Here is a 23,352-nt window from a genome sequence, read left to right as displayed (position 1 = left end):
CAGGTTGTATTTTTAATTTTTTGTTTTGTCTTCACGTTCAACTCGTTTCAGTATTTAAATAATCAAAATAGCTACGGAAACAAGTTCAGCATAAATTATGGGTTTGTTTATTGGCTAAAATCCATAATTAAATCCTAAACCAAAAACTTCTCTAATTTGAAAACCTTTTACTGCATTGTCGTCGTAAATAGCCTGGAAAATAAGGTTTGTAGAAAGATAATCGTTAATCTTCATTTTCATGTTCATCGTATAATCGATATCTACGTTTTGAGGATCTTCTAAATAGTTGGAGTAGAGGTTAATTAAATTCTCCATAGTTACATTTTCAATTATATCGAATTGCGCGTAACCAGACACGGAGGCACCAAGTTCAAAACGCATGGCTTTCCCTGCATCTACGCCAAAATAATCACCATCTACATACTCTGGGCCTGAAGTAAAATCTTTATCTACAAAAACCATTCTTCCAGTAGCCGGGGCAAGATTTATATAGAAATTTTCACTTTTTTTCCACATCATACCGGGACCAAATTGAAGGTAAGCGGGAGATAGAAAATTGGTATATTCTCTTCGGGTTGTTTGGCCGCTTTCAGCGTCTTCTCCGAATTTATAGCCCTTTGTAATTTGCGTTCTAAAATTAAGAAAAAGTGAGTAATACCAGTTTGATTCCTGTACCTGCTTTCCCGCAATCGAGTTAAATTCTAAGCGGTCACTTGTTTTCCTGGCAAATTCGTCACTTCGCTGCTTAGTCATTCCATAATCAAGAAGTAATTTATTATCCCAGGTAAAATCGTCTTTTAATAAATTAAAATCGTAATCAAAAAGAAGGTTTCCTGCAATATTGGACGTTCCACCGCCGGTCCACTCTTCATTAAAGGCTGACTGATTAAAAAGAATGGCTATGTTTCCTTCTTTTGTCCATCCTTGTTTTTGTTCTTCCTCTTCTTCCTGAGCCGTTAAATTAAAAATCCCGCCACAAAGGGCGAGAGCAAATAATAATTTTTTCATTTGTTTATAATTTAAGATCCCTATCTGGATGTTTACCACTATTTTGTGTTTATTTCCTGCGTTTTGCTAATTGAAGCAGTATACATCCAGAGGGTTCAACTTAATTTTTTGGTTTTTTATACAAAGGTACCGATGAGCAAGCCTCACCATACATTAAACTTTTAACTACCGGTTGCAGTTTTTCTATTAAAAGTAAATAGGCATTTTTTGGAACCGGTTTGTGAGAGCAGCCTTTAACGATCACAGGTTTATCTGTAAGATCACTAACATCCATTTTATTAATAGCTTCGGTATAAAGTACGGTTTCTAAAGTTTCCAGGTCACCGGTGATTACTTTTTTTGCATATGGCTGTAAATAAGTAGCCAGTAACATAAATGCCCAGGCAGGGATTATTGCATCGCTGGAGCAGGTAAGGGCTATAAATTTATCCTGGTATTGAGTCCAGTCGTGGTTTTTGGCCTGTTCTCTAAATTCTCCTTCCCGCAGCACGAAACCTTCCAGAAGCCAGTCTTTTACATCAAACAATACGCGTTCCCCTTCAGGATAATAATCCTCCAGGTTAAAGGTAATAAGTTTACTATTGGCTATTCGGTTTACTATTTCTTCGGCCATAAAATGGGTTAAGGGTTAGTGGTTAAAAGCTAATAAATATTTAAAGAAAGTTTTTATTCCCCTTTGGGGGCTAGGGGACTTTTATAAAAGCCCTAATTCCAGTTTTGCTTCTTCGCTAATAAGGTCCTGGTTCCACGGCGGATCGAAAGTAATTTCTACTTCGGCATCTTTTACCGTATCTATAGAAGCTACCCTCTCCTTCACTTCCTGTGGCAAACTCTCTGCTACAGGGCAGTTTGGTGTGGTTAAGGTCATTAATATTTTCACTTCGTGATCGGTGTTTACCATTACGTCGTAAATAAGGCCTAATTCGTAAATATCTACCGGGATCTCTGGATCATAAATAGTTTTTAAAACCTTTACGATCTTTTCTCCTAATTCCTGTGTGTCTATTTCCTGTTCCATTTTAATTAAGTTGTGTTTGGTATGCTACAGCATACATTTTAAGTTGTTTGATCATACTCACCAAACCATTGGCGCGAGTAGGAGACAAGTGCTCTTTAAGACCAATTTCATCAATAAATTTCGTGTCGGCTTCAATAATAGCTGAAGGGTGATGATTGGAAAATGCCCTAATTAAAATGGCTACAATTCCCTTGGTAATAATGGCATCACTATCGGCCGTAAAAACCAATTTCTCATCTTCAAGTTCAGCGTGAACCCACACTTTACTTTGACAACCTTTAATAAGATTTTCGTCTATTTTATATTTTTCGTCTATAAGCGGAAGTGCTTTTCCAAGCTCTATCATATACTCATAACGCTGCATCCAGTCCTCGAACATTGCAAATTCGTCTACAATTTCTTGCTGTATTTCCTGTATCGTTTTACTCACTATCTTCTGTTTTTTGCAGGTTTAAAAGCTCCTGATTTTCTTTAGATAAAAATATTAAATCTTTATCGCTAATTCTAACATTTCTAATTTCGGGAATTACTTCATTCATAATCTCTTCATATTCCATTTGCCCTTCGCAGTACATTTTGGTTCCCAACGGCGGATTGAATTTCACGATAGAATCCTGAATTTTATAGGTGGCTACAAAATTGTTGCAACCGGTTTTTCCCGATAACCTTTTTTCTGTACCATTAAAATTTAAAATGAAACCTTCTGCAGAAATATCTTCTCCATCCATTTCTACTAAATTATAATCGCCACTTAGTGAATTCAGGTCTGCTGGATCTTCTGAAATTTTTTCTTCTGAATTTCCGCAGGAAATCATTAAAAATGCGCTGAATATAAATAAGATCTTTTTCATTTAATATATTTAGGAAAGCATTGATTTTGCTTTTATAACTGCATCAATAAACCGGTCTATTTCTTCTTTGGTATTATAAAACGAAAAAGAAGCCCGAACAGTACCTGGAATTTTATAAAAATCCATAATAGGCTGTGCGCAATGGTGGCCGGTCCTTACCGCGACCCCCATTTTATCTACGAGCGTCCCAATATCATACGGATGAAGCCCTTCAATATTAAACGAAATAACTGCGGTCTTTTCTCTTGAAGTCCCGTAGAGTTTCATCCCTTCAATTTCCTGAAGTTTTAAAGTAGCATAATCCAACAATTCTTCCTCGTAACGGGAAATTGCTTCAAAACCAATACTATTCATATAATCTATAGCTGCGCCAAAAGCAATGCCACCACAGATATTAGGCGTACCCGCTTCAAATTTATGAGGAAGACCGGCATAAGTTGTTTTTTCAAAGCTTACCGTAGCAATCATTTCGCCACCACCCTGGTAGGGGGGGAGTTTATTCAGCCATTCTTCTTTGCCATATAAAACGCCAACACCTGTTGGGCCACACATTTTATGTGCAGAAACCACATAGAAATCCACATCTAATGCCTGTACATCTGCCTTAATATGCGGGGCAGCTTGCGCGCCATCTATTAAAACGGCTGCGCCTTTCTCGTGGGCTCTATCTATAATCTTTTTAATAGGATTTATGGTTCCCAAAGCGTTTGAAACGTGGTTTAGGAAAACCATTTTTGTTTTTTCTGAAAGCAATTCTTCAAAAGATTCGTAAATAAGTTCTCCCTGTTCGTTCATAGGAATAACTTTCAGTTTTGCACCAGTTTTTTCGCAAAGCATTTGCCAGGGCACAATATTGGAATGATGCTCTAATGCTGAAACCAGGATTTCATCGCCTTCTTTTAGAATAGATGCAAAACCGCTGGCAACAAGATTAATCCCATGGGTGGTGCCTGATGTAAAAATGATCTCATGAGATTTTTCAGCATTAAAATGTTGCTGAATTTTTTTTCTGGCACCTTCATATTTGTCGGTTGCTTCCTGAGACAGACTGTGCACACCGCGGTGAATGTTAGCATTGTAATTAGAATAATAATCTACAATAGCATCCATTACCTGTTTCGGCGTTTGCGAAGTTGCGGCGTTGTCAAAATAAACCAGGGGGTAACCATTAACTTCCCTATTTAAGATAGGGAAGTCTTTTCTAATTTCGTCAACGTTAAATGCTATATTATTAGTAGCAATGCTCATTTTTATATTTATTTGAGGATTCTATTAAAGCTACTTTTAATAGCGATTTACAAGTTGAATCCTAATTCTACGCCCAATTTAAGGGCTATAAGTTTATTGATTCTCTTCTTAATCTCTGGGATTTTTACACTTTCCAATACATTATTGGCAAATGCGTACATTAAAAGTCCGCTGGCTTCTTTTCTTGGAATACCACGAGATTGAAGATAGAATAAAGCTTCTTCGTCTAACTGTCCAATAGTACAACCGTGGCTACATTTTACATCGTCTGCAAAAATTTCCAGCTGAGGTTTTGAGTTTATGGTTGCTTTATCGTTTAATAAAACATTGTTGTTAGACTGGTAGGCATTTGTTTTTTGCGCTTCCTTTTCAACCACTACTTTCCCGTTGAAAACACCAACCGATTTTTCATCAAAAATACCTTTGTAATCCTGGTGCGATTCACAATTTGGTTCTATGTGATGTACCAAAGTATTGTGATCTACGTGTTGTTTTCCTTCAATGATGGTAACACCTTTCATAGTAGAATCTATGCGTTCTCCTCTTTGGTAAAAATTAAGGTTGTTACGCGTTAATTTTCCGCCAAGTGAAAAAGTATGTACAGAGCAGAAGCTTTCCGATTTCTGTTCTATGTAGGTATTATCAATTAAAGACGCCGAAAGTTTATCGTTCTGAATCTTATAATAATCTACTATAGCGCGTTTATCAGCAAAAATTTCGGTAACCGAATTAGTAAGCACCGGTTGATCTGTTAAACTTTGGTGACGCTCAATAATCTGGCAATGGGAATTTTCGTCTACCACAATTAAATTACGAGGCTGCACTAATAAAGAAGATTCGTTTCCAGTAGAGAAATTAATGATCTGAATTGGTTTATCGGCCATCGTATTCTTATGAATATGAATAAAAGCCCCTTCTTTGGTAAAAGCAGTATTCAACGAGTTTAGTCCATTTTTTGGAGCAATTTTGTTGAAATAATTATCAATTACCGGCTTGTAAAGATCTTTATTTAAAGCCGAAGACATTAAGCAAACATCAATCTTATCATGCGTGGTGCTAGATAAGTGTGATGAGTAAATACCATCTATAAACACTAAATCGTAAGTATCTATCTCGTGTATAAAATACTTTTTAATGTCTTTATATTCAAGCGTATTTTCCTGTTTTGGAAAAAGACTATAATCTTCCTTTAAAATTGATTTAAGGGAAGTGTATTTATAATCTTCCTGCTTTCGGTTTGGGAAACCTATAGTTTCAAAATCCTTAATCGCCTGATTTCTTATTTTATGAAGATCATCGTTAGATCCCGTGTACTCTTCTTCAAAAGCCAGGAAAGATGATACTAATTTCTCTTTTAATTCCATGATAATGTATTTTGTCTTTCCCGCAGCTTGTGCTGAATTTATTTCAGTATAGGCGGGAAACTTGACCAGTCTTCAAAAAGACTAAAATAGCTTTTCTTACTTTTTTCGAAATAAGTTATTAAACCGCTTTTTCGGCTTTAACCCATTCGTAACCTCTTTCTTCCAGCTCTAGCGCAAGTTCTTTACCGCCAGATTTCACTATTTTACCGTCTATCATTACGTGAACTACATCTGGTACAATATAGTTAAGCAAACGTTGGTAGTGAGTAATTAGCAAAACTGCGTTGTCTTTGCTTCTTAATTTGTTTACCCCGTCGGCAACAATTTTAAGGGCATCAATATCCAAACCTGAATCGGTTTCATCAAGAATAGCCAATTTTGGTTCTAACATTGCCATTTGGAAGATTTCATTTCTTTTCTTTTCTCCACCTGAAAACCCATCGTTTAAAGATCTTGATAAAAATTTACGGTCAATTTCCAAACTTTCAGATTTCTCTCTAATCTTTTTCAGCATTTCATTTGCCGGCATATCTTCCAGTCCATTAGCTTTTCTATGGGCGTTGATGGCGGTTTTCATAAAATTGGTAACTGAAACTCCTGGGATCTCCACCGGATATTGAAAAGAAAGAAATATACCTTTATGAGCTCTTTCTTCAGGATCCATTTCTGAAATTTCTGTGTTTTCAAAAATAATTTCTCCCTGGGTTTGTTCAAACTCCTCTTTTCCCGCAATTACCGAAGAAAGTGTACTTTTTCCTGAACCATTAGGTCCCATAATAGCGTGAACTTCTCCGGGATTAATATCAAGATTAATTCCTTTTAAGATTTCTTTATCTTCTATACTTGCGTGTAAATTCTTTATTTGTAGCATAAATTATCTGTATGCATCCCGAATAAATTTGGGATTGGTTTATTATTCTTCTTCCTGTTCTTCTAAAGCCTTCTCAGACTCCAGAATTTCTATAATTTCTCTTATTTCTATATTCTCATCCCAGCCTTCCTGTCTTGGGTTGGGCACAATTTTTCCTTTAACCTTTACTGGAACCATATCAAATTCTTCCTTCTGAAATGGTTGTATCTGCTCGGCGAGTACTTTAGACATCGAGTCTATAGTTACGCCATAAACAAAATCGCTTCCTCTTAAAATTGCTGCATCGCCGGCATAAATAAATTCACCGGTTAGCGTTTGAATACTATCGGGAACTTTTTCTGCTTCAGGTTGGTTCATTAGATCCTGGCGGCCTTCGTCCTGGCAGGAAAAAGCCGTAAAAGCAAGGCTAAGAATTAGCAAAAACTTCTTCATTTCTTCAATCTTCATTTGCCCAAATTATCCTACAGATCCTTCCAGAGAAATTTCTAATAGTTTTTGTGCTTCCACTGCAAACTCCATAGGTAGTTTGTTCAATACCTCTTTACTAAAGCCGTTTACAATAAGAGCAATAGCTTTCTCGGTATCAATACCACGTTGGTTACAGTAGAAGATTTGGTCTTCTCCAATTTTACTTGTGGTGGCTTCGTGTTCTACCTGCCCGCTTTTGTTTTTAACTTCAATATATGGGAAGGTATGCGCGCCACATTTATTTCCCATTAAAAGGGAATCACATTGTGAAAAGTTACGGGCATTTTCAGCTCTGCCGTTTATTTGCACAAGTCCGCGATAAGAGTTTTGCGACTCTCCTGCCGAAATACCTTTAGAAATAATGGTACTCCTGGTGTTTTTTCCAAGGTGAACCATCTTTGTCCCGGTATCTGCCTGTTGGTGATTATTAGTAACTGCAATAGAATAAAATTCCCCAATAGAATTATCTCCTTTTAAAATACAGGATGGATATTTCCAGGTTACTGCAGATCCCGTTTCAACTTGCGTCCAGGAAATCTTAGCTCCTTTTTCACAAAGTCCACGTTTGGTTACGAAGTTATAAACTCCTCCTTTTCCTTCTTTACTTCCCGGGAACCAGTTCTGTACGGTACTGTACTTAATTTCGGCATCATCTAAGGCTATAAGTTCTACAACCGCCGCGTGTAATTGATTTTCATCACGGGTAGGTGCAGTACAACCTTCAAGATAACTAACATAACTTCCCGGTTCTGCAACTACAAGCGTACGCTCAAATTGCCCGGTACCAGCCTGGTTAATTCTAAAATACGTTGAAAGTTCCATTGGGCATCTTACGCCTTTTGGAATGTAGCAAAATGAACCATCACTAAATACTGCAGAATTTAATGCTGCGTAAAAATTATCGGTAGTAGGTACTACTGAGCCTATGTATTTCTTAACAAGCTCAGGATGTTCCCTGATTGCTTCTGAAATTGAACAAAAAATAATTCCTTTTTCAGCTAGCGTCTTTTTAAATGTTGTGGTTACAGAAACAGAATCCATAACTACATCTACAGCAACACCGGCAAGTTTTTTCTGTTCGTCTACAGAAATTCCAAGCTTTTTAAAAGTATCCAACAATTCTGGATCTACTTCGTCTAAACTCTCGTATTTAGGTTTTTTATTAGGAGCCGAATAGTAAGAAATATTCTGAAAATTCGGCTTTTCGTAATGCACGTTAGCCCATTCAGGTTCTTTCATGGTTTTCCAATGGCGATATGCTTTTAGTCGCCATTCAGTCATCCATTCCGGTTCTTCTTTCTTTTTGGAGATCGCTCTAACAATATCTTCATTTAATCCCACAGGAAATGTATCCGATTCAATGTCGGTATAAAACCCGTACTCATATTCTTTCGTTTCGAGCTCTTTTTTTAAATCATCTTCAGTATATGCCATCTCTTATTTATTCAAAATTATTTAAGGTTCAAAAGTTTAAAAATTTGAGGTTTAATTCTTGTTTTTAAATTCTGTTCCTTTTAATTAATTACAGAGAAAAACTTTCTCCGCATCCACAGGTTCTTTGGGCGTTAGGATTATTAAATACAAATCCCTTGCCGTTTAATCCGCCAGAAAATTCTAAAACAGTTCCGGCCAGGTATAATACGCTGCGTTTATCTACTACTATTTTTATATCGTTGTCTTCAAAAAGTTTGTCATCTTCGGCCTTAGATTTGTCAAAATTTAACTCGTAAGACAAACCAGAGCAGCCTCCGCTTTTTACACCTACCCGAACAAAGTCTTTCATATTGTCAAAACCCTCTTCACTCATAAGTGTGGCAATCTTTTTTTTAGCGCTTTCGCTTACTTTTATCATAGCTTAAAAAGATTAATTCTAAATTGGGTACAAATATACTATAAAACAAGCGGTTTACCATAGCGCTGGTATATGTTTTAAGAATACATTGATAAGTCCTGCCAATTCTAATTTATAAAAGATTATTAAATTATAAATAACTGAAAACTAAACCCTTTAGTATTAATTCCGCCTTATTTTAAAATACGCAAACTGGTGTTTTTTTTAATCTAAGCTCATCTTTATAAGGGCAGTTGAATAATATTCAGTTATTTTGCAAATTAAAATAATTAGTTATGTTTCAGGATAGTCAGGATATGCGTACAAACCTTTCAGAATTAGGTGAATTTGGATTAATAGATCACCTTACCAAAGGTTTTGAACCCAAACTTTCTTCAACTGTAAAAGCCATTGGCGACGATGCTGCAGTATTAAATTTTGAAAATAAACACACCGTAGTAACTACAGATCTTTTGGTAGAAGGTGTTCATTTTGATCTGGCTTATATGCCTCTTAAACATTTGGGGTATAAGGCGGTAATGGTAAATGCTTCAGATGTTTATGCAATGAATGCTAAAGCCACCCAAATCACTGTTTCTATAGCAGCTTCAAACAGGTTTCCGGTAGAAGCGCTGGAAGAATTATACTCCGGTATTGAACTTGCTGCGAAATTATATAATATTGATGTGGTAGGTGGTGATACTACTTCTTCAACTTCAGGCTTATTAATTAGTATCACCGCACTCGGTATTGCTGACAAAGAAGATATTGTATACCGTAGCGGTGCTAAACCAAATGATTTGCTTGTGGTAACCGGTGATCTTGGTGCGGCTTATATGGGCTTGCAAATTTTAGAGCGTGAAAAGGAGGTTTTTAAAGCCAATCCGAACGCCCAGCCAGATCTGGATCCTTATACTTATTTAATTGAAAGACAATTGAAGCCGGAAGCAAGGAAAGATATTGCGCCTTTGTTGAAGGAACTTGGTGTAAAACCAACTTCTATGATAGATATTAGCGACGGACTCTCCTCTGAAATCATCCATTTATGTAAAAATTCTCAGGTTGGTGCAAATTTATATGAAGAGAAAATTCCGCTAGACCCGGCAGTGATTTCGGTTTGTGAGGAGTTTGATATAGATAGTACTACTATTGCTTTAAGTGGTGGCGAAGATTACGAATTACTTTTCACTATTTCCCAGGAAGATTATGATAAAATAAAAGCAAATCCTAACTTAACCGTAATAGGCCATATGGCAGAGGAAAAAGAAGGAATGCATTTAATAACGCGTGCAAACCAGAAGTTGCCACTAATTGCAAGAGGCTGGAATTCTATGGAAGATAAAAATGAAAAGTCTGATAAAAAGGAATAAACTTTCGGAAATTTAATTCCGAAAATTAAGCTTAAGAAGCGTGGGCGTAATGCTTACGCTTTCTTTTTTGGTGAATTTTGGAAATATAATCGTTGGTTTCTTTAAATTTTGGGGTTAAGCGAGCTAAAAAACCATTCGCGGTATCGGTCATTTCCATGCCGCATTTCTCGCACTTATATTCGTGAACGTGATCTGTAACATTTTTAGACACGCGTAATTTATGCCCGAAAATGCTGCAAAGAACTTTTCCGAATGAAAATCTTGTAGGGTGTTTTTCTCTCATAAAAGCTTGATTTTCTTATTTCTGAAAGTCTAAAGTATAAAAAAAGTTAAACTTTCGACAAAAAGTTAAAATTAATCGACGAATTGCAAAATTTTAAAAAGTTCATTTTTATCTTCCAAAAAGGCTAAATGCCCACCGGAAGACTTTCAAACTCACTTTCACAACGTTTAGCTATAGCTTTTATTGTGTTAAAATCCATAACAGGATCATTTTTTCCTGCAATCACAATTTTTTGTCCTTTAAAATTTGCAAAAAGCCCGGTGTGATCTGTACGAATTTTCATTCCTTTAATTGCAGCGTAGATTCCTTCAGTAGAAAACTTAAGGGCGCGATTTTTTAATTCTTCAATTTGAGATTTGAATAACTTATTATTTTCTGGCGTCAATAAATTTGAGATAGCCATACTTACAAAAGCCCTTTTGTTTTTTAGAACCAAAGCAGCCGCGCGGTCGCGATTTGCTTTTCGTTCTTCAGAATCTGCCTGCGGAGTAGAATTTACCAGCACCAGACTGTTGCACATTGTAGGAAAAATATTTTGGAATTCCAAACTTACATAACCACCCATAGAATGACCTGCGAAAGAAACCTGTTGAATATCAAGCTCATCTAAAACCGCTTTTACAGTTTTGGCCATCTTAGCCATAGTATGAACTTCTGCGAAATTTCCGGATTCTCCGTGGCCTGGAAGGTCTATGCAAATAACCTGTCGCTTTGCTGAAAGTTCTGCAACAAAATCCTGCCATATTTCTTTAGACTCTAAAAAGCCGTGCAAGAGAACTAGAGGATTTCCTGTTCCCTGTGAGGTAAAAGAAATAGGTGTGTTCTTGTAGGTTGTTTTCATTAGTGCTTAAAATATAAAAAGCCACGAATTTTCAAATAGATTCGTGGCTTTGGTTTGAAATCGTCATCCTGAACTGGTTTCAGGATCTAATATAATTCTAGTTAGTCTCATGTTAGAAGCTGAAATAAATTCAGCTTGACGGTAAAATATACTGATCTGATTGTAAGAATTATTCTATTAAGAATTCATAATATCTTCAATTTCCTCAATTTCTATTGGAATGTTGCGCATTAGGTTGAAAGGCTCGTCTTCCGGCTGAATTACCACATCGTCTTCCAAACGAATTCCGAAGCCTTCATCGGGTAAATAAATTCCCGGTTCTACGGTGAAAACCTGGTTAGGCTTCATAGGTTCGGTTAAAATCCCGTAATCGTGGGTGTCTAATCCAATATTATGCGCGGTCCCGTGCATAAAATATTTTTTATAAGCCGGCCATTTTGGATCTTCATTTTGCACATCGGCTTTGTCAAGCAAACCTAGATCTAGTAATTCTGAAGTCATTAATTTACCAACTTCCTTGTGGTATTCTGCCCAGATAGTTCCTGGAACTAACCATTTTGTGGCTTCCTTTTTAACCTTGTTTACAGCGTTGTAAATCTTTTTCTGGCGATCTGAAAATTTTCCTGAAACGGGAATAGTTCTGGTCATATCACTAGAATAATTAGCATATTCTGCACCGGTATCTATAAGGATTAAATCTCCTTCTTTACATTGCTGGTTGTTTTCGGTGTAATGAAGCACGTTAGCGTTATTTCCGCTGGCAATAATTGGCGTATAAGCGAATCCGCGGCTACGATTTCTAATCATTTCGTGCCAGTATTCAGCTTCAATTTCGTGTTCCCAAACTCCGGGTTTTGTGAATTTTAAAGCCCTACGGAAAGCTTTTTCAGTAATATCGCAAGCTTTTTGCATTAGATCCAGCTCAATAGGGTCTTTTACTGAACGCAGACGCTGCAAAATAGGATTGCTTTTCGCTACCTGGTGCGCAGGATATTTCTCTTTACACCATTTTATAAATCTTTCGTCGCGAGTTTCGGTTTGTACATTCGCACGATAATGCTCGTTGGTATTGAAATATACTGTCTCGCATTGAGACATTACTTCAAAGAAAATCTTTTCAAAATCCTGAAGCCAGTACACAGTTTCAACACCGCTAACTTCCAGAGCTTTTTCCTTATCTAATTTTGCGCCTTCCCAAACTGCGATATGCGGATTGGTTTCTGTAAGGAATAAAATCTCACGATGTTCCGGTTTTGGAGCGTCCGGGAAAAGTACCAAAATTGCTTCTTCCTGGTCTACACCGCTTAAATAAAATAAATCCCTGTTTTGTTGAAAAGGCATGGTGCTATCTGCACCAATTGGGTAAATATCGTTAGCATTAAAAACCGCTAGGCTGTTAGGCTTCATTCCAGCCGTAAAGCTTTTTCGGTTTTTTATAAATAATTTACTGTCTATTTGATCGTATCTCATTTGTTTATATTTTAAACCTCACAGGTTTCCAAAACCTGTGAGGTCTGTTCGTTTGTAAAGTCTTCCTGCAAAGTTATCATTATCTCCCAGAGGAAAAAACCTCCAGGCAAGCCTATAAGTTATTATCTGGAAACTATAATTTGATTTCGAGAGAAGTCTTGGCGTATTTAATCTCGATTATCGAGTAAAAAGTTCCTGCCTTACTCATATAAACCCAAACGGTTTTTAAGTTCTAAATTTTTCCTTTGTAATTTTCTTACCTGGTCTAATAGATGCTGAATAGCTTCAAGCCCTTCCAAATTTATATCGAGGTCGTAATGCAAACGCCATAGCCTCTCAAATTCTGAAATCTCATCGCAATGCACATACTCTGTTTCTTCTACGGTAATAATTTCAATTAAACCGCTTTCGTAAAGCGAACTAACAAAAGTGCGTTTCACTTTATACCTTGCGCAAATCTCATCAGTTGGTATTAAATCTTCTAAATTCATGAGCGTAATTTTTGAAGTTCTTGAAACAGTTCTTTTTCTCTCGCGCTTAAGTTTGTTGGCATTTTCACATCATAAGTGATAATTAAATCCCCAAACTGATTTTCCTTTTTATACTTCGGAAATCCTTTGCCTTTCAATTTCACTTTGGTTCCGGGTTGGGTTTCAGGCTTTACTTTTAACTTAACCTTTCCTCCAAAAGTGTCTACGGTGAGTTCTCCGCCAAGTAAAGCGGTATATAAATCCAGGTTTACAGTGCTGAATAAATTCTCTTTTTCTCTTTTGAATTTAGTATTATTTACAATATTAAAAGTGATATAAAGATCGCCTTTAGGGCCACCCTGAACGCCCGGCCCGCCGTGACCTTTAATTTTAATGGTCTGCCCATTCTCAACTCCCGCGGGTATTGTAAGTCGGATGTTCTTGCCATTTACCGTTAGCGTTTGTTTGTGACTGGTATACACATCGCTTAGGTTTAGCTGAAGCTCCGCATTAAAATCCTGGCCTTTAAAATGACGGCCGCGACCGGAACCGTGAGCTCTTGCGCCACTGCCAAACATTTCCTCAAAAAAGTCGGAAAAAGTATCATCATCAAAATTTCCTGAATAGGAATAGCCACCCTGGCCGCCACCAAATCCGCCGCCCGAATAAGCCCTGCCACCAGAGGCTTGCTGTTGCTTTTTAGCTTCTTCGTAAGCATCGGCGTGTTGCCAGTCTTTACCGTATTGGTCGTATTTTTTTCGTTTTTCGGGATCACTCAAAACCTCGTTGGCTTCATTTATTTGCTGAAACCTGAGCTGAGCTTCCTTATTATTAGGGTTGAGATCTGGGTGATATTTCCGGGCCAGCTTCCGGTAGGCTTTTTTAATATCAGCCTGGCTGGCAGATTTATCTAATTCCAGCAGTTTGTAGTAGTCTATAAAATCCATGAAAACTTATGAATTAATGTTGAAATTCTATCTCCTGAAATTACTAAAAAGCTGGCTTACTTCCCATTAAGTTTTTGCAAAATCGGGGAAATAAGGAGAAATTCAACAAAAAGGTGATTTTCGCAATTTTCAGTTTTGGTAACTATATTTTTAATGCTTCCTGAGAATTTTACTCGATAAGCGAGATTAAATGCTCCGTCCCGAAGTATCGGGATGCCTTGAAATCAAATTATATTTTCAATAATAATGCTTCGTGAGCTTGCTTCGAAGTAGTTTACTGCTGAAATTAAATCGTAATTTTTATTAAAAATAATTTTTTATATGAAGTTAATATAAAATTTTTAGTTTTCATATGTAATCAAATACACTCTATTAGCTTTTTTTATGAAATATTTATTCAATATTTGTTTCAATATTAATACTTAAAACTTTAAAGCTGTGTGTGGAATTGTTTGTGCATTCGATTTAAAAGAGAAGTCTGAAGACTTAAGACCTCAAATATTAGAAATGGCTAAATGTTTAAGACATCGTGGCCCAGACTGGAGTGGAATTTATAGTGATGAAAAAGCGATTTTGGCGCATGAACGTCTGGCTATTGTAGATCCTATTTCTGGTGGACAACCATTATTGTCTGACGATAAACAGCTGGTGCTTGCTGCAAATGGCGAGATCTATAATCATAAAGAATTAAGAAGTCAGTTTCCAAATTATAACTTCCAAACAAAATCTGATTGTGAGGTTATCCTTGCGCTTTATAAAGAAAAAGGAGATAGCTTTTTAGATGAATTAAATGGGATTTTTGGTTTTGCTATTTATGATGCCGAAAATGATGAGTATTTTATTGCTCGCGATCATATGGGAATTATTCCTTTATATATAGGCTGGGATCAAAACGGAACCTTTTATGTAGCTTCAGAACTTAAAGCTCTGGAAGGTAAATGTACTAAGATTGAATTATTTCCTCCCGGGCATTATTTATCCAGTAAAAAGGAAGGTTTTCAAAAATGGTATGAGCGTGACTGGATGGAATATGATGCCGTAAAGGATAATGAAACCAGTATCGAAGATTTAAAGGAAGCTCTTGAAAAAGCGGTACACCGGCAGTTGATGAGTGATGTACCTTATGGGGTTTTACTTTCAGGCGGCTTAGATTCTTCAATTACTTCTGCAGTTGCCAAATTGTATTCAGAAAAAAGAATAGAGAGTGACGATAAAGACGCGGCCTGGTGGCCAAGATTGCACTCTTTTGCCATTGGTTTAGAAGGTTCGCCAGATCTTGCGGCTGCACAAAAAGTGGCCGATCATTTAGACACGGTGCATCACGAAATAAAATTCACTATACAAGAGGGCTTAGATGCGATTAAAGATGTGATTTATCATTTAGAAACTTATGATGTAACCACAATTAGGGCATCTACTCCTATGTATTTAATGGCTAGAACTATCAAATCTTTGGGGATCAAAATGGTGCTTTCTGGTGAAGGTGCAGATGAAATATTTGGTGGATATCTTTACTTTCACAAAGCTCCAAGTGCAAAAGATTTTCACGAGGAGACTGTTCGAAAATTAGATAAATTACATCAATATGATTGTTTACGGGCTAATAAATCTCTTAGCGCCTGGGGTATAGAGGGTCGTGTTCCATTTTTGGATAAAGAATTTATGGACGTAGCGATGAGAATAAACCCGAAAGATAAAATGATTACCGGCGAACGTATTGAAAAATGGGTGCTAAGAAAGGCATTTGAAGATTATTTGCCAGAAAGCGTAGCCTGGAGACAAAAAGAACAATTTTCTGATGGAGTTGGTTATAGTTGGATAGATACTCTAAAAGAATTGGTTAATGCAGAGGTGAGTGATGAGCAGCTTAAAAATGCACATTTCAAATTTCCAATTCAACCACCATCTAGCAAAGAAGAATATTATTACCGATCTATTTTTACCGAACATTTCCCAAGTGATGCGGCAGCACTGTCAGTTCCTTCTGTACCTTCTGTAGCTTGTAGTACACCAACTGCTTTAGAATGGGATGAGTCTTTTAAAAATATGAACGATCCATCGGGTAGGGCAGTAGCCAATGTTCACTCAGATAGTTATTAAAAGATTGGTAAATCCAATTGAAACTTAGGTTTTATTGGCACAGTTAAATAATGTAATACCTCGAAGTTTGCCTCGAGATAGTTTACTAAAAAGCTACCTGAATCCAGGTAGCTTTTTTTATTGGCACGCCAAAGAGTGTAATGTCCCGAAGTAGTTTACGAAGTTTTTACCCGGTAGTTCAGATTTAAACATTACCGATCTTCGTTGGGTAATTTAATCTTAACATAGTTTGTGAATTCTGGAAGCGGCATCTCTTTGAATTCTACCAAAAAACCGCATTTACTTTATGAGACATATTGGTTAGCTAAAGGTTTTAGCTCTTGGGAATATAGGAAATGCAAATAATGATATTCAACAAAATTATTGCTTACTTATATTTATTCTAAATAGCCCTATAAACAGGCTTGAAAGTTTGTCAGTAAGTGATTTGGAGTGTATTTTTGCTGTTAAATTTCTATAAAATTATCAAACCAATGGGTGGATTTCTAAATTCAACCATAGCAAGAAAATTTGCTATGGCCTTATCGGGACTATTTCTGGTCTTATTTTTAGCTCAGCATTTCAGCATCAATTTTATTTCAGTATTCAGTAAAGACGTCTTTAATGAAGTTTCTCATTTTATGGGAACCAACTTTTTTGTCCAGGCTTTATTGCAACCGGTTCTAATTTTTGGAGTGATTTTTCACTTTGTAATGGGTTTTATACTGGAGGCGAAAAACCGTGGAGCAAGAGACATAAAGTATGTGAAGTTTGCCGGAAATGAAAATTCAAGCTGGGTTTCAAGAAATATGATTTACTCCGGACTTGTAGTTTTAGCTTTTTTAGGGCTTCACTTTTACGATTTCTGGTTTCCGGAAATGATTCATAAATATATAGAATCGCATCCCGAAGACGCTGCTCGTTATTATGACGAGTTAGTGGCGAAATTCCAAAGCCCGGTTAGAACAATATTATACGTGGTTTCATTTGTATTTTTGGCCCTTCACCTTTATCACGGCTTTTCTTCTTCTTTCCAATCTGTTGGATGGAGAAATAAGTATGCCAAAGGACTTAGAGGATTTACCAAAGCTTATGCGATCATCATACCGCTAGGATTTATTTTTATAGCCCTTTTTCACTATATTAATAACCTTTAATACGTAAGATTTATGTCAGTTTTAGATTCAAAAATACCTAAAGGGCCTCTAGCAGAAAAGTGGACCAATCATAAAAATGATATTAACCTGGTAAACCCGGCCAATAAGCGAAATATAGATGTTATCGTTATTGGAACAGGTCTTGCGGGAGGAGCTGCAGCTGCAACTCTTGCCGAATTAGGTTATAATGTAAAAACATTTTGTTACCAGGATTCTCCAAGACGTGCTCACTCTATCGCCGCCCAGGGAGGTATTAACGCCTCCAAGAATTACCAGGGAGATGGCGATTCAGATTACCGCCTATTTTACGATACTGTAAAAGGTGGGGATTATCGTTCTCGTGAAGGGAATGTTTATCGTCTTGCTGAGGTTTCCGGAAACATTATAGATCAATGTGTGGCACAGGGAGTTCCTTTTGCCCGAGAATATGGTGGTTATCTGGATAACCGCTCTTTTGGTGGGGTGCTAGTTTCCCGTACTTTCTATGCGAAAGGACAAACAGGCCAACAGTTGTTGCTGGGAGCATATTCAGCAATGAACCGCCAGATTAACCGTGGAAAGATCAAGCCTTACAACCGTCACGAAATGATGGATTTGGTATTGGTAGACGGTAAAGCTCGTGGAATTATCGCCAGAAATATGGTTACCGGTGAGATTGAACGCCACTCGGCTCACGCCGTGGTATTGGCTTCCGGTGGTTATGGGAATGTTTTCTTCCTTTCTACAAACGCGATGGGAAGTAACGTGATGGCAGCCTGGAGAGCTCACCGTAGAGGTGCTTATTTCGCTAATCCTTGCTATACACAAATTCACCCAACCTGTATTCCGGTTACCGGAGATCACCAGTCTAAATTGACTTTAATGTCTGAATCTCTTCGGAATGATGGACGAATCTGGGTGCCTAAGAAGGAGGAAGATGCAAAGGCCATAAGAGAAGGTAAGAAAAAACCAACTGAACTTTCAGAGGAAGAAAGAGATTATTATTTAGAGCGTCGTTATCCTGCTTTTGGTAACCTTGTGCCTCGAGATGTGGCGTCAAGAGCAGCTAAAGAGCGTTGCGATGCCGGTTATGGAGTAAATAAAACAGGACAGGCAGTTTATCTTGATTTCTCTAGTGCTATTGAGCGTTACGGGAAAGAAAAAGCCTTTACCTCTGGAAATAAAAATGCTTCAAAAGAAGAAATAACAAAATTAGGGAAAGAAGTTGTGGCTTCTAAATACGGAAACCTCTTCGATATGTACAACAAGATCGTAGACCAGAATCCGTATGAAACCCCAATGATGATATATCCTGCGGTTCACTATACAATGGGTGGACTTTGGGTAGACTATAACCTGCAAACTACCATTCCTGGTTGTTATGCTGCCGGAGAAGCAAACTTCTCAGATCACGGAGCTAACAGGCTTGGGGCTTCTGCTTTAATGCAAGGGTTGGCAGATGGTTATTTTGTATTGCCTTACACTATTGGAGATTATTTATCAAAAGACATTCGTACCGGAGCAATTCCTACAGATTCAGCAGAATTTGAAGAAACCGAGAAAGCCGTGAAAGAGCGAATTGAGAAGTTGATGAATGCCGGTGGAAAGAAATCTGTTGATTCCTATCACAAGGAATTAGGACTGATTATGTGGAACAAGTGTGGAATGGCACGTAATGCAGAAGGATTAAAAGAGGCGATTGAAGAAATTGCAGCTTTAAGAGAAGATTTCTGGAAAAACGTAAAAGTTCCCGGAAGTGCAACTTCTAAGAACGCCGAGCTTGAAAAAGCTGGCCGTGTAGCAGATTTCCTTGAACTTGGAGAGTTATTCGCTAAAGATGCACTACATAGAGAAGAATCTTGTGGAGGGCATTTTAGAGAAGAATACCAAACCGAGGAAGGTGAAGCTTTAAGAGACGATGAGAACTTTAAGTATGTTGCTGCCTGGGAATATAAAGGGAAACCTGCAGATGCCGTTCTTCACAAAGAAGACCTGGTATTTGAAAATATAGAATTGAAAACAAGAAGTTACAAGTAAGTTCATAGTGAATGGGTAATTGTTAATGGAAAAGATAAAATCATTCGAAGATTTAGTCTGCTGGCAAAAAGGTAGGGCTATTCGAATGGAGATTTCTAAACTTATTACACAATTTCCTGCTGAAGAAAAATTTGAATTGGTTTCTCAAATGAGAAGAGCTTCCCGCTCAGTGACACATAATTTAGCTGAAGGTTACGGAAGATTTCATTTTAAGGAAAATATCCAATTCTGTAGAATTTCGAGAGGCTCACTTTATGAAATAAAAGATCAATTAATTACTGCATTAGATGAGCAGTATATTGACGAAAAAACATTTGAAAATTTAAAGAAAAAAGTTGAAGAAGGAATAGTTATTTTGAATGGCTATATTAATTATCTGAAAAAAGCAGGTAAATCCTATTAACTTTTAACACTTAACTTTTAACGATATGAAGTTAACACTTAAAATATGGCGTCAGGAAAATGCCACTGCTAAAGGAAAAATGGTAGATTATCCTGTAGATGGGATAGACGGAGATATGTCTTTTCTTGAAATGCTGGATATACTTAACGAGCAGTTGGTAGAAAAAGGAGAAGATACCATTCAGTTTGATCACGATTGCCGTGAGGGAATTTGTGGTTCTTGTTCTTTGCAAATTAACGGAGAGCCACACGGGCCAGATAAGTTAATCGCCACCTGCCAGTTGCATATGCGCTCTTTTAAAGATGGTGATACCATTTATATAGAGCCATTTAGAGCAAAAGCTTTTCCGGTAATAAAAGACCTTATTGTAGATCGTACTGCTTTTGACAGGATTCAACAAGCCTGGGGATATGTTTCGGTAAATACTTCGGGGAATACTGTAGACGCCAATACTATTCCCGTAGAAAAAGAAAAGGCCGATGAAGCTTTTAACGCAGCAACCTGTATTGGTTGTGGAGCTTGTGTAGCAGCTTGTAAGAATGCGAGTGCTATGTTGTTTACTTCAGCAAAAGTTTCTCAATATGCTTTACTTCCGCAAGGTCGTGTAGAAGCTACCGAGCGTGTTCAGGCAATGGTTAGACAAATGGACGAAGAAGGATTTGGAAACTGTAGTAATACGGGAGCCTGCGAAATAGAATGTCCTAAAGGAATTTCTTTAGAGAATATCGCGCGTATGAACCGTGAATATCTTGCAGCTAGCGTAAAAGGATAAAACTTCCTTAAATACAAATAAATCGATCCCAAATTCTTTTTGAATTTGGGATTTTTTATGCAATTTAATTAAAAATAGCGCAATGCCAGATTTTCAAAATCTTCCTTCAAAACTTCCAGCCGGGAAAACCAGTATATTTTCAGTAATGAGCGGACTCGCAAGAAAGCATAAAGCGATAGATCTCTCTCAGGGTTTTCCGAATTTTGAAACCGATAATCATTTAAAAGAGCTGGTTTGTAAAGCGATGAAAGATGGCTACAACCAGTATCCGCCAATGAACGGCATTCCCGAATTGAGGGAGCAAATAGTTAGCAAAATAGAAAATCTTTACGGGAAGAAATACGATGAAACTTCTGAAATCATCTTCACCGCTGGAGCTACCCAGGCATTGTATTGTGCTATAAGCGCATTTGTTCATCCTGGAGATGAAGTAATTGTCTTTAAACCGGCTTACGATTCTTACGAACCCGATATTAAACTGGCCGGTGGGAAACCTGTTTTAATTGAATTAAAAGGTAAAGATTTTAAAATCGACTGGCAGGAAGTGGAAGCAAAAATCACTTCAAAAACCAGGATGATCGTAATTAACACACCGCATAATCCAACAGGAACTGTTCTTTCAAAAAACGATATGCAGCAACTTGAAAAATTGCTAAAAGATACCAATATTATCCTGTTAAGCGACGAGGTATACGAGCATCTTATTTATGATGAGGAAGAGCATGAAAGTGCCTCAAAGTTCCCTGGTTTAGCTGAAAGAGCTATTGTTTGTGCTTCCTTCGGAAAAACTTTTCATAACACGGGTTGGAAAATGGGTTATTGCGTTGCTCCTGAAGTTTTAATGAAAGAGATCATCAAGTTTCACCAGGCTACGGTGTTTTGTGTAAATCACCCCATGCAAAGAGCTTTTGCTGAATATTTAAAAAATCCAGATCACTATTTGAGCCTGGGAAATTTCTATCAGGAAAAGCGAGATAAATTCCTTGAGCTGATGCAGGGCTCAAAATTTAAAGGAACTCCCTCAAAAGGAACCTATTTCCAGGTGATGGATTATTCAGAAATTACCGATGAACACGATGTGGATTTTGCGAAAAGATTAATTACTGAGCACGGATTGGCGAGCATTCCGGTTTCCGTATTTCATAAAGACGGAAAGGATCACAAACAATTGCGTTTCTGTTTTGCCAAAACCGATGAAACCCTGGAAAAGGCAGCTGAGATTTTACATAAATTATAATATTACGTCATCCTGAATTTGTTTCAGGATCTAATACTTACTGAAAGAATATTTATCTTTTAAAAAGCGATTCTCAAAAAGAACGTCATTACGATCCCGATATTTATCGGGAGAAGTAATCTCAAGATTCAGTACCATAACTTACAGATTGCTTCGTTCCTCGCAATGACGGAGTCTTCTGAGTTGTTCAAATAAACCAATGACCATAAACCTCCAAAATCAAACCTTCGAACTTCACCCCAGCGGTGCCGCTTTTTGGAAAGAAGAGGGAATCCTCTTAATTAGCGATGTGCATTTAGGAAAGATCTCTCATTTCAGGAAATTTGGAAGTGCAGTGCCTCATAAAGCTATTAATGCAAATTTTTTGAGACTAAGCGAAGTTGTTGGGAAATTTCAGCCTAAAACCGTCTGTTTTCTAGGTGATCTTTTTCATAGCGATCTTAATAGTGAGTGGAAGTTATTCGAAAACTGGCTCAGTTTTGTAGAAGCTGAAGTAGTTTTAATAGCAGGAAATCACGATATTATTTCCCCTCTAAAATATGAAAAACTGGGCGTGAAAATTCATTCAGAATGGCAGCTTAATGGTTTTTTACTTACCCATCATCCGGAAAACAGGGCAGGTTTCTTTAACCTTTGCGGGCATATTCATCCGGGCTACCGATTAAATGGAAAAGGAAAACAAAGCCTGAAGTTGCCTTGTTTTTTCCGAAGAAAAGATCAATTGATCTTTCCTGCTTTTGGAGAATTCACCGGGAATTTTATGATGAAGCTAAATGATGAGGAAAAAGCATACGCGATTACCCAAAATGAAGTAATTTTAATAGAAAACAGCTAAAAATGGAAAAACGTCTTGCAGTACTCAATTTTATCTCGGTAATTTTAATTATTGCGGTTAGTTATATTTCCCAAACAGGAATTATCAACGGGAATACTATGGGTAGTCTTAGCGCCGAGTATTATAATCTTTTTACTCCTGCAGGTTATGCCTTTGCCATTTGGGGAATAATCTTTCTTTCGCTTTTGGCCATTTCTGGTTACCAACTTTTTCAGGCATTTTCTGCGAAAAATGATCTGGAGTTTTTAAGGAATTCCGGTTATTGGTTTTTAACAGCAAACCTGGCCAATGCTGCCTGGGTAGTTTTTTGGCTGTATGAGTTTACGGGAGTTTCAGTATTGCTTATGTTTCTAATTCTATTCTCTCTTATAAAAATAATCCTGAACACTAATATGGAACGTTGGGATGCGCCACTTAAAATCTTGGCATTTAGCTGGTGGCCTATTTGCCTTTATTCAGGATGGATTGCCGTTGCCAGTATCGCCAATGTTTCGGCTTATCTTTCTAAAATAGGCTGGACGGCGCCGTTTTTTGGGGAAGAAATTTGGACGGTTATTATTATTGCAGTGGCTGTTTTTATAAATATCGCTATCATCTGGCGCAGAAATATGCGGGAATTTGCCGCAGTCGGTGTTTGGGCGCTAATCGCTATTTATTTTAGACATTTTGGCGAAATCCCAATTATCGCTTATTCAGCTTTAATAGGTGCAATTGCCATTTTTTCGAATATTATTTATCACGGCTGGTTGAATAAGGAGACAAACCCGATGTATAAATTAATTAATCGCGATTAACTCGGGGCGGGGGAGGCTG

At 37.3% G+C, this 23,352-nt stretch carries 25 protein-coding genes; 9 read left to right on the top strand and 16 right to left on the bottom strand.

Annotation, left to right across the window (positions count from 1 at the left end; translation table 11 throughout):
- Window positions 1-114: 114 nt before the first annotated feature.
- The 11 genes from J0871_RS02920 to J0871_RS02870 form a co-directional block, all read right to left on the bottom strand.
- On the bottom strand, window positions 115-1,008 hold the full coding sequence (locus J0871_RS02920) for a DUF3078 domain-containing protein (RefSeq protein ID WP_208223294.1): 894 nt from the start codon (window positions 1,006-1,008) through the stop codon (window positions 115-117).
- A gap of 100 nt (window positions 1,009-1,108) precedes the next feature.
- Window positions 1,109-1,621, bottom strand: a complete 513-nt coding sequence (locus J0871_RS02915) for a DUF2480 family protein (RefSeq protein ID WP_208223292.1) — start codon at window positions 1,619-1,621, stop codon at window positions 1,109-1,111.
- A gap of 81 nt (window positions 1,622-1,702) precedes the next feature.
- Window positions 1,703-2,026 (bottom strand): iron-sulfur cluster assembly protein, encoded by a 324-nt coding sequence (locus J0871_RS02910; RefSeq protein WP_075325188.1) that lies wholly within the window; start codon window positions 2,024-2,026, stop codon window positions 1,703-1,705.
- Between the two features lies 1 nt (window position 2,027).
- Window positions 2,028-2,405: a SufE family protein gene (locus J0871_RS02905; RefSeq protein WP_075327872.1), complete on the bottom strand. Its 378-nt coding sequence runs from the start codon at window positions 2,403-2,405 to the stop codon at window positions 2,028-2,030.
- A 43-nt stretch (window positions 2,406-2,448) separates the two neighbouring features.
- Window positions 2,449-2,877 (bottom strand): META domain-containing protein, encoded by a 429-nt coding sequence (locus J0871_RS02900; protein WP_083634125.1) that lies wholly within the window; start codon window positions 2,875-2,877, stop codon window positions 2,449-2,451.
- 9 nt (window positions 2,878-2,886) lie between these two features.
- Window positions 2,887-4,125, bottom strand: a complete 1,239-nt coding sequence (locus tag J0871_RS02895) for a cysteine desulfurase (RefSeq protein WP_208223290.1) — start codon at window positions 4,123-4,125, stop codon at window positions 2,887-2,889.
- A gap of 47 nt (window positions 4,126-4,172) precedes the next feature.
- Window positions 4,173-5,489, bottom strand: a complete 1,317-nt coding sequence (gene sufD, locus J0871_RS02890) for a Fe-S cluster assembly protein SufD (RefSeq protein ID WP_075325185.1) — start codon at window positions 5,487-5,489, stop codon at window positions 4,173-4,175.
- A 118-nt stretch (window positions 5,490-5,607) separates the two neighbouring features.
- Complete coding sequence (gene sufC, locus J0871_RS02885; protein ID WP_075325184.1) at window positions 5,608-6,360, bottom strand: Fe-S cluster assembly ATPase SufC; 753 nt, start codon at window positions 6,358-6,360, stop codon at window positions 5,608-5,610.
- Between the two features lie 42 nt (window positions 6,361-6,402).
- Window positions 6,403-6,807, bottom strand: coding sequence for a hypothetical protein (locus J0871_RS02880; protein ID WP_208223288.1), 405 nt, complete (start codon window positions 6,805-6,807; stop codon window positions 6,403-6,405).
- 9 nt (window positions 6,808-6,816) lie between these two features.
- Window positions 6,817-8,262 (bottom strand): Fe-S cluster assembly protein SufB, encoded by a 1,446-nt coding sequence (sufB, locus tag J0871_RS02875; RefSeq protein ID WP_208223286.1) that lies wholly within the window; start codon window positions 8,260-8,262, stop codon window positions 6,817-6,819.
- 88 nt (window positions 8,263-8,350) lie between these two features.
- On the bottom strand, window positions 8,351-8,680 hold the full coding sequence (locus J0871_RS02870; RefSeq protein WP_075325182.1) for an iron-sulfur cluster assembly accessory protein: 330 nt from the start codon (window positions 8,678-8,680) through the stop codon (window positions 8,351-8,353).
- A gap of 275 nt (window positions 8,681-8,955) precedes the next feature.
- On the opposite strand from J0871_RS02870, the gene thiL reads away from it, so the two are divergent.
- Window positions 8,956-10,029 carry a thiamine-phosphate kinase gene (thiL, locus tag J0871_RS02865; RefSeq protein WP_208223284.1) on the top strand — a complete coding sequence of 358 codons (1,074 nt, stop codon included), beginning with the start codon at window positions 8,956-8,958 and terminating at the stop codon, window positions 10,027-10,029.
- Between the two features lie 31 nt (window positions 10,030-10,060).
- Here thiL and J0871_RS02860 read toward each other — a convergent pair whose 3' ends face one another.
- From J0871_RS02860 to J0871_RS02840, 5 genes are all read right to left on the bottom strand, one after another.
- The gene (locus J0871_RS02860) at window positions 10,061-10,312 is read right to left on the bottom strand and encodes a DUF1660 family phage protein (RefSeq protein ID WP_208223283.1); all 252 of its coding nucleotides are present in this window, start codon (window positions 10,310-10,312) and stop codon (window positions 10,061-10,063) included.
- Window positions 10,313-10,436: 124 nt separating this feature from the next.
- Window positions 10,437-11,153 carry an alpha/beta fold hydrolase gene (locus tag J0871_RS02855; protein WP_243870374.1) on the bottom strand — a complete coding sequence of 239 codons (717 nt, stop codon included), beginning with the start codon at window positions 11,151-11,153 and terminating at the stop codon, window positions 10,437-10,439.
- Between the two features lie 177 nt (window positions 11,154-11,330).
- The gene (locus J0871_RS02850; RefSeq protein ID WP_208223281.1) at window positions 11,331-12,623 is read right to left on the bottom strand and encodes an aminopeptidase P family protein; all 1,293 of its coding nucleotides are present in this window, start codon (window positions 12,621-12,623) and stop codon (window positions 11,331-11,333) included.
- A gap of 200 nt (window positions 12,624-12,823) precedes the next feature.
- Window positions 12,824-13,114 (bottom strand): chaperone modulator CbpM, encoded by a 291-nt coding sequence (locus tag J0871_RS02845; protein WP_208223279.1) that lies wholly within the window; start codon window positions 13,112-13,114, stop codon window positions 12,824-12,826.
- Window positions 13,111-14,040 carry a J domain-containing protein gene (locus J0871_RS02840; RefSeq protein WP_208223277.1) on the bottom strand — a complete coding sequence of 310 codons (930 nt, stop codon included), beginning with the start codon at window positions 14,038-14,040 and terminating at the stop codon, window positions 13,111-13,113. The genes J0871_RS02845 and J0871_RS02840 overlap by 4 nt, the downstream gene beginning before the upstream one ends.
- A 438-nt stretch (window positions 14,041-14,478) precedes the next feature.
- Here J0871_RS02840 and asnB point away from each other — a divergent pair, with 438 nt between their 5' ends.
- The 8 genes from asnB to J0871_RS02800 all read left to right on the top strand — a co-directional run bounded on the left by asnB (window position 14,479) and on the right by J0871_RS02800 (window position 23,333).
- Window positions 14,479-16,140, top strand: coding sequence for an asparagine synthase B (asnB, locus tag J0871_RS02835; RefSeq protein WP_208223275.1), 1,662 nt, complete (start codon window positions 14,479-14,481; stop codon window positions 16,138-16,140).
- Window positions 16,141-16,613: 473 nt separating this feature from the next.
- The gene (locus tag J0871_RS02830; RefSeq protein WP_075325175.1) at window positions 16,614-17,276 is read left to right on the top strand and encodes a succinate dehydrogenase cytochrome b subunit; all 663 of its coding nucleotides are present in this window, start codon (window positions 16,614-16,616) and stop codon (window positions 17,274-17,276) included.
- A 12-nt stretch (window positions 17,277-17,288) separates the two neighbouring features.
- Complete coding sequence (locus J0871_RS02825) at window positions 17,289-19,292, top strand: fumarate reductase/succinate dehydrogenase flavoprotein subunit (protein WP_208223272.1); 2,004 nt, start codon at window positions 17,289-17,291, stop codon at window positions 19,290-19,292.
- A 25-nt stretch (window positions 19,293-19,317) separates the two neighbouring features.
- Window positions 19,318-19,695, top strand: a complete 378-nt coding sequence (locus tag J0871_RS02820; protein ID WP_208223270.1) for a four helix bundle protein — start codon at window positions 19,318-19,320, stop codon at window positions 19,693-19,695.
- A gap of 25 nt (window positions 19,696-19,720) precedes the next feature.
- Complete coding sequence (locus J0871_RS02815) at window positions 19,721-20,467, top strand: succinate dehydrogenase/fumarate reductase iron-sulfur subunit (RefSeq protein WP_208223268.1); 747 nt, start codon at window positions 19,721-19,723, stop codon at window positions 20,465-20,467.
- Window positions 20,468-20,549: 82 nt separating this feature from the next.
- Window positions 20,550-21,704: a methionine aminotransferase gene (locus tag J0871_RS02810; RefSeq protein ID WP_208223266.1), complete on the top strand. Its 1,155-nt coding sequence runs from the start codon at window positions 20,550-20,552 to the stop codon at window positions 21,702-21,704.
- Window positions 21,705-21,903: 199 nt separating this feature from the next.
- Window positions 21,904-22,539 (top strand): ligase-associated DNA damage response endonuclease PdeM, encoded by a 636-nt coding sequence (pdeM, locus tag J0871_RS02805; RefSeq protein ID WP_208223264.1) that lies wholly within the window; start codon window positions 21,904-21,906, stop codon window positions 22,537-22,539.
- A 2-nt stretch (window positions 22,540-22,541) separates the two neighbouring features.
- Window positions 22,542-23,333 (top strand): tryptophan-rich sensory protein, encoded by a 792-nt coding sequence (locus J0871_RS02800; RefSeq protein WP_208223261.1) that lies wholly within the window; start codon window positions 22,542-22,544, stop codon window positions 23,331-23,333.
- Window positions 23,334-23,352: the final 19 nt, after the last annotated feature.

This window comes from Salegentibacter sp. BDJ18 (genome assembly GCF_017579965.1).
Classification (GTDB): domain Bacteria; phylum Bacteroidota; class Bacteroidia; order Flavobacteriales; family Flavobacteriaceae; genus Salegentibacter.
Note: the sequence above shows the minus strand (reverse complement) of the source record. Positions and strands in the feature narration are given on the sequence as shown.

Coding starts and splice junctions, on each gene's coding strand:
- J0871_RS02920 (WP_208223294.1), bottom strand. CDS start 1,008: ATGAAAAAATTATTATTTGCTCTCGCCCTTTGTGGCGGGATTTTTAAT.
- J0871_RS02915 (WP_208223292.1), bottom strand. CDS start 1,621: ATGGCCGAAGAAATAGTAAACCGAATAGCCAATAGTAAACTTATTACC.
- J0871_RS02910 (WP_075325188.1), bottom strand. CDS start 2,026: ATGGAACAGGAAATAGACACACAGGAATTAGGAGAAAAGATCGTAAAG.
- J0871_RS02905 (WP_075327872.1), bottom strand. CDS start 2,405: ATGTTCGAGGACTGGATGCAGCGTTATGAGTATATGATAGAGCTTGGA.
- J0871_RS02900 (WP_083634125.1), bottom strand. CDS start 2,877: ATGAAAAAGATCTTATTTATATTCAGCGCATTTTTAATGATTTCCTGC.
- J0871_RS02895 (WP_208223290.1), bottom strand. CDS start 4,125: ATGAGCATTGCTACTAATAATATAGCATTTAACGTTGACGAAATTAGA.
- sufD (WP_075325185.1), bottom strand. CDS start 5,489: ATGGAATTAAAAGAGAAATTAGTATCATCTTTCCTGGCTTTTGAAGAA.
- sufC (WP_075325184.1), bottom strand. CDS start 6,360: ATGCTACAAATAAAGAATTTACACGCAAGTATAGAAGATAAAGAAATC.
- J0871_RS02880 (WP_208223288.1), bottom strand. CDS start 6,807: ATGAAGATTGAAGAAATGAAGAAGTTTTTGCTAATTCTTAGCCTTGCT.
- sufB (WP_208223286.1), bottom strand. CDS start 8,262: ATGGCATATACTGAAGATGATTTAAAAAAAGAGCTCGAAACGAAAGAA.
- J0871_RS02870 (WP_075325182.1), bottom strand. CDS start 8,680: ATGATAAAAGTAAGCGAAAGCGCTAAAAAAAAGATTGCCACACTTATG.
- thiL (WP_208223284.1), top strand. CDS start 8,956: ATGTTTCAGGATAGTCAGGATATGCGTACAAACCTTTCAGAATTAGGT.
- J0871_RS02860 (WP_208223283.1), bottom strand. CDS start 10,312: ATGAGAGAAAAACACCCTACAAGATTTTCATTCGGAAAAGTTCTTTGC.
- J0871_RS02855 (WP_243870374.1), bottom strand. CDS start 11,153: ATGAAAACAACCTACAAGAACACACCTATTTCTTTTACCTCACAGGGA.
- J0871_RS02850 (WP_208223281.1), bottom strand. CDS start 12,623: ATGAGATACGATCAAATAGACAGTAAATTATTTATAAAAAACCGAAAA.
- J0871_RS02845 (WP_208223279.1), bottom strand. CDS start 13,114: ATGAATTTAGAAGATTTAATACCAACTGATGAGATTTGCGCAAGGTAT.
- J0871_RS02840 (WP_208223277.1), bottom strand. CDS start 14,040: ATGGATTTTATAGACTACTACAAACTGCTGGAATTAGATAAATCTGCC.
- J0871_RS02830 (WP_075325175.1), top strand. CDS start 16,614: ATGGGTGGATTTCTAAATTCAACCATAGCAAGAAAATTTGCTATGGCC.
- J0871_RS02825 (WP_208223272.1), top strand. CDS start 17,289: ATGTCAGTTTTAGATTCAAAAATACCTAAAGGGCCTCTAGCAGAAAAG.
- J0871_RS02820 (WP_208223270.1), top strand. CDS start 19,318: ATGGAAAAGATAAAATCATTCGAAGATTTAGTCTGCTGGCAAAAAGGT.
- J0871_RS02815 (WP_208223268.1), top strand. CDS start 19,721: ATGAAGTTAACACTTAAAATATGGCGTCAGGAAAATGCCACTGCTAAA.
- J0871_RS02810 (WP_208223266.1), top strand. CDS start 20,550: ATGCCAGATTTTCAAAATCTTCCTTCAAAACTTCCAGCCGGGAAAACC.
- pdeM (WP_208223264.1), top strand. CDS start 21,904: ATGACCATAAACCTCCAAAATCAAACCTTCGAACTTCACCCCAGCGGT.
- J0871_RS02800 (WP_208223261.1), top strand. CDS start 22,542: ATGGAAAAACGTCTTGCAGTACTCAATTTTATCTCGGTAATTTTAATT.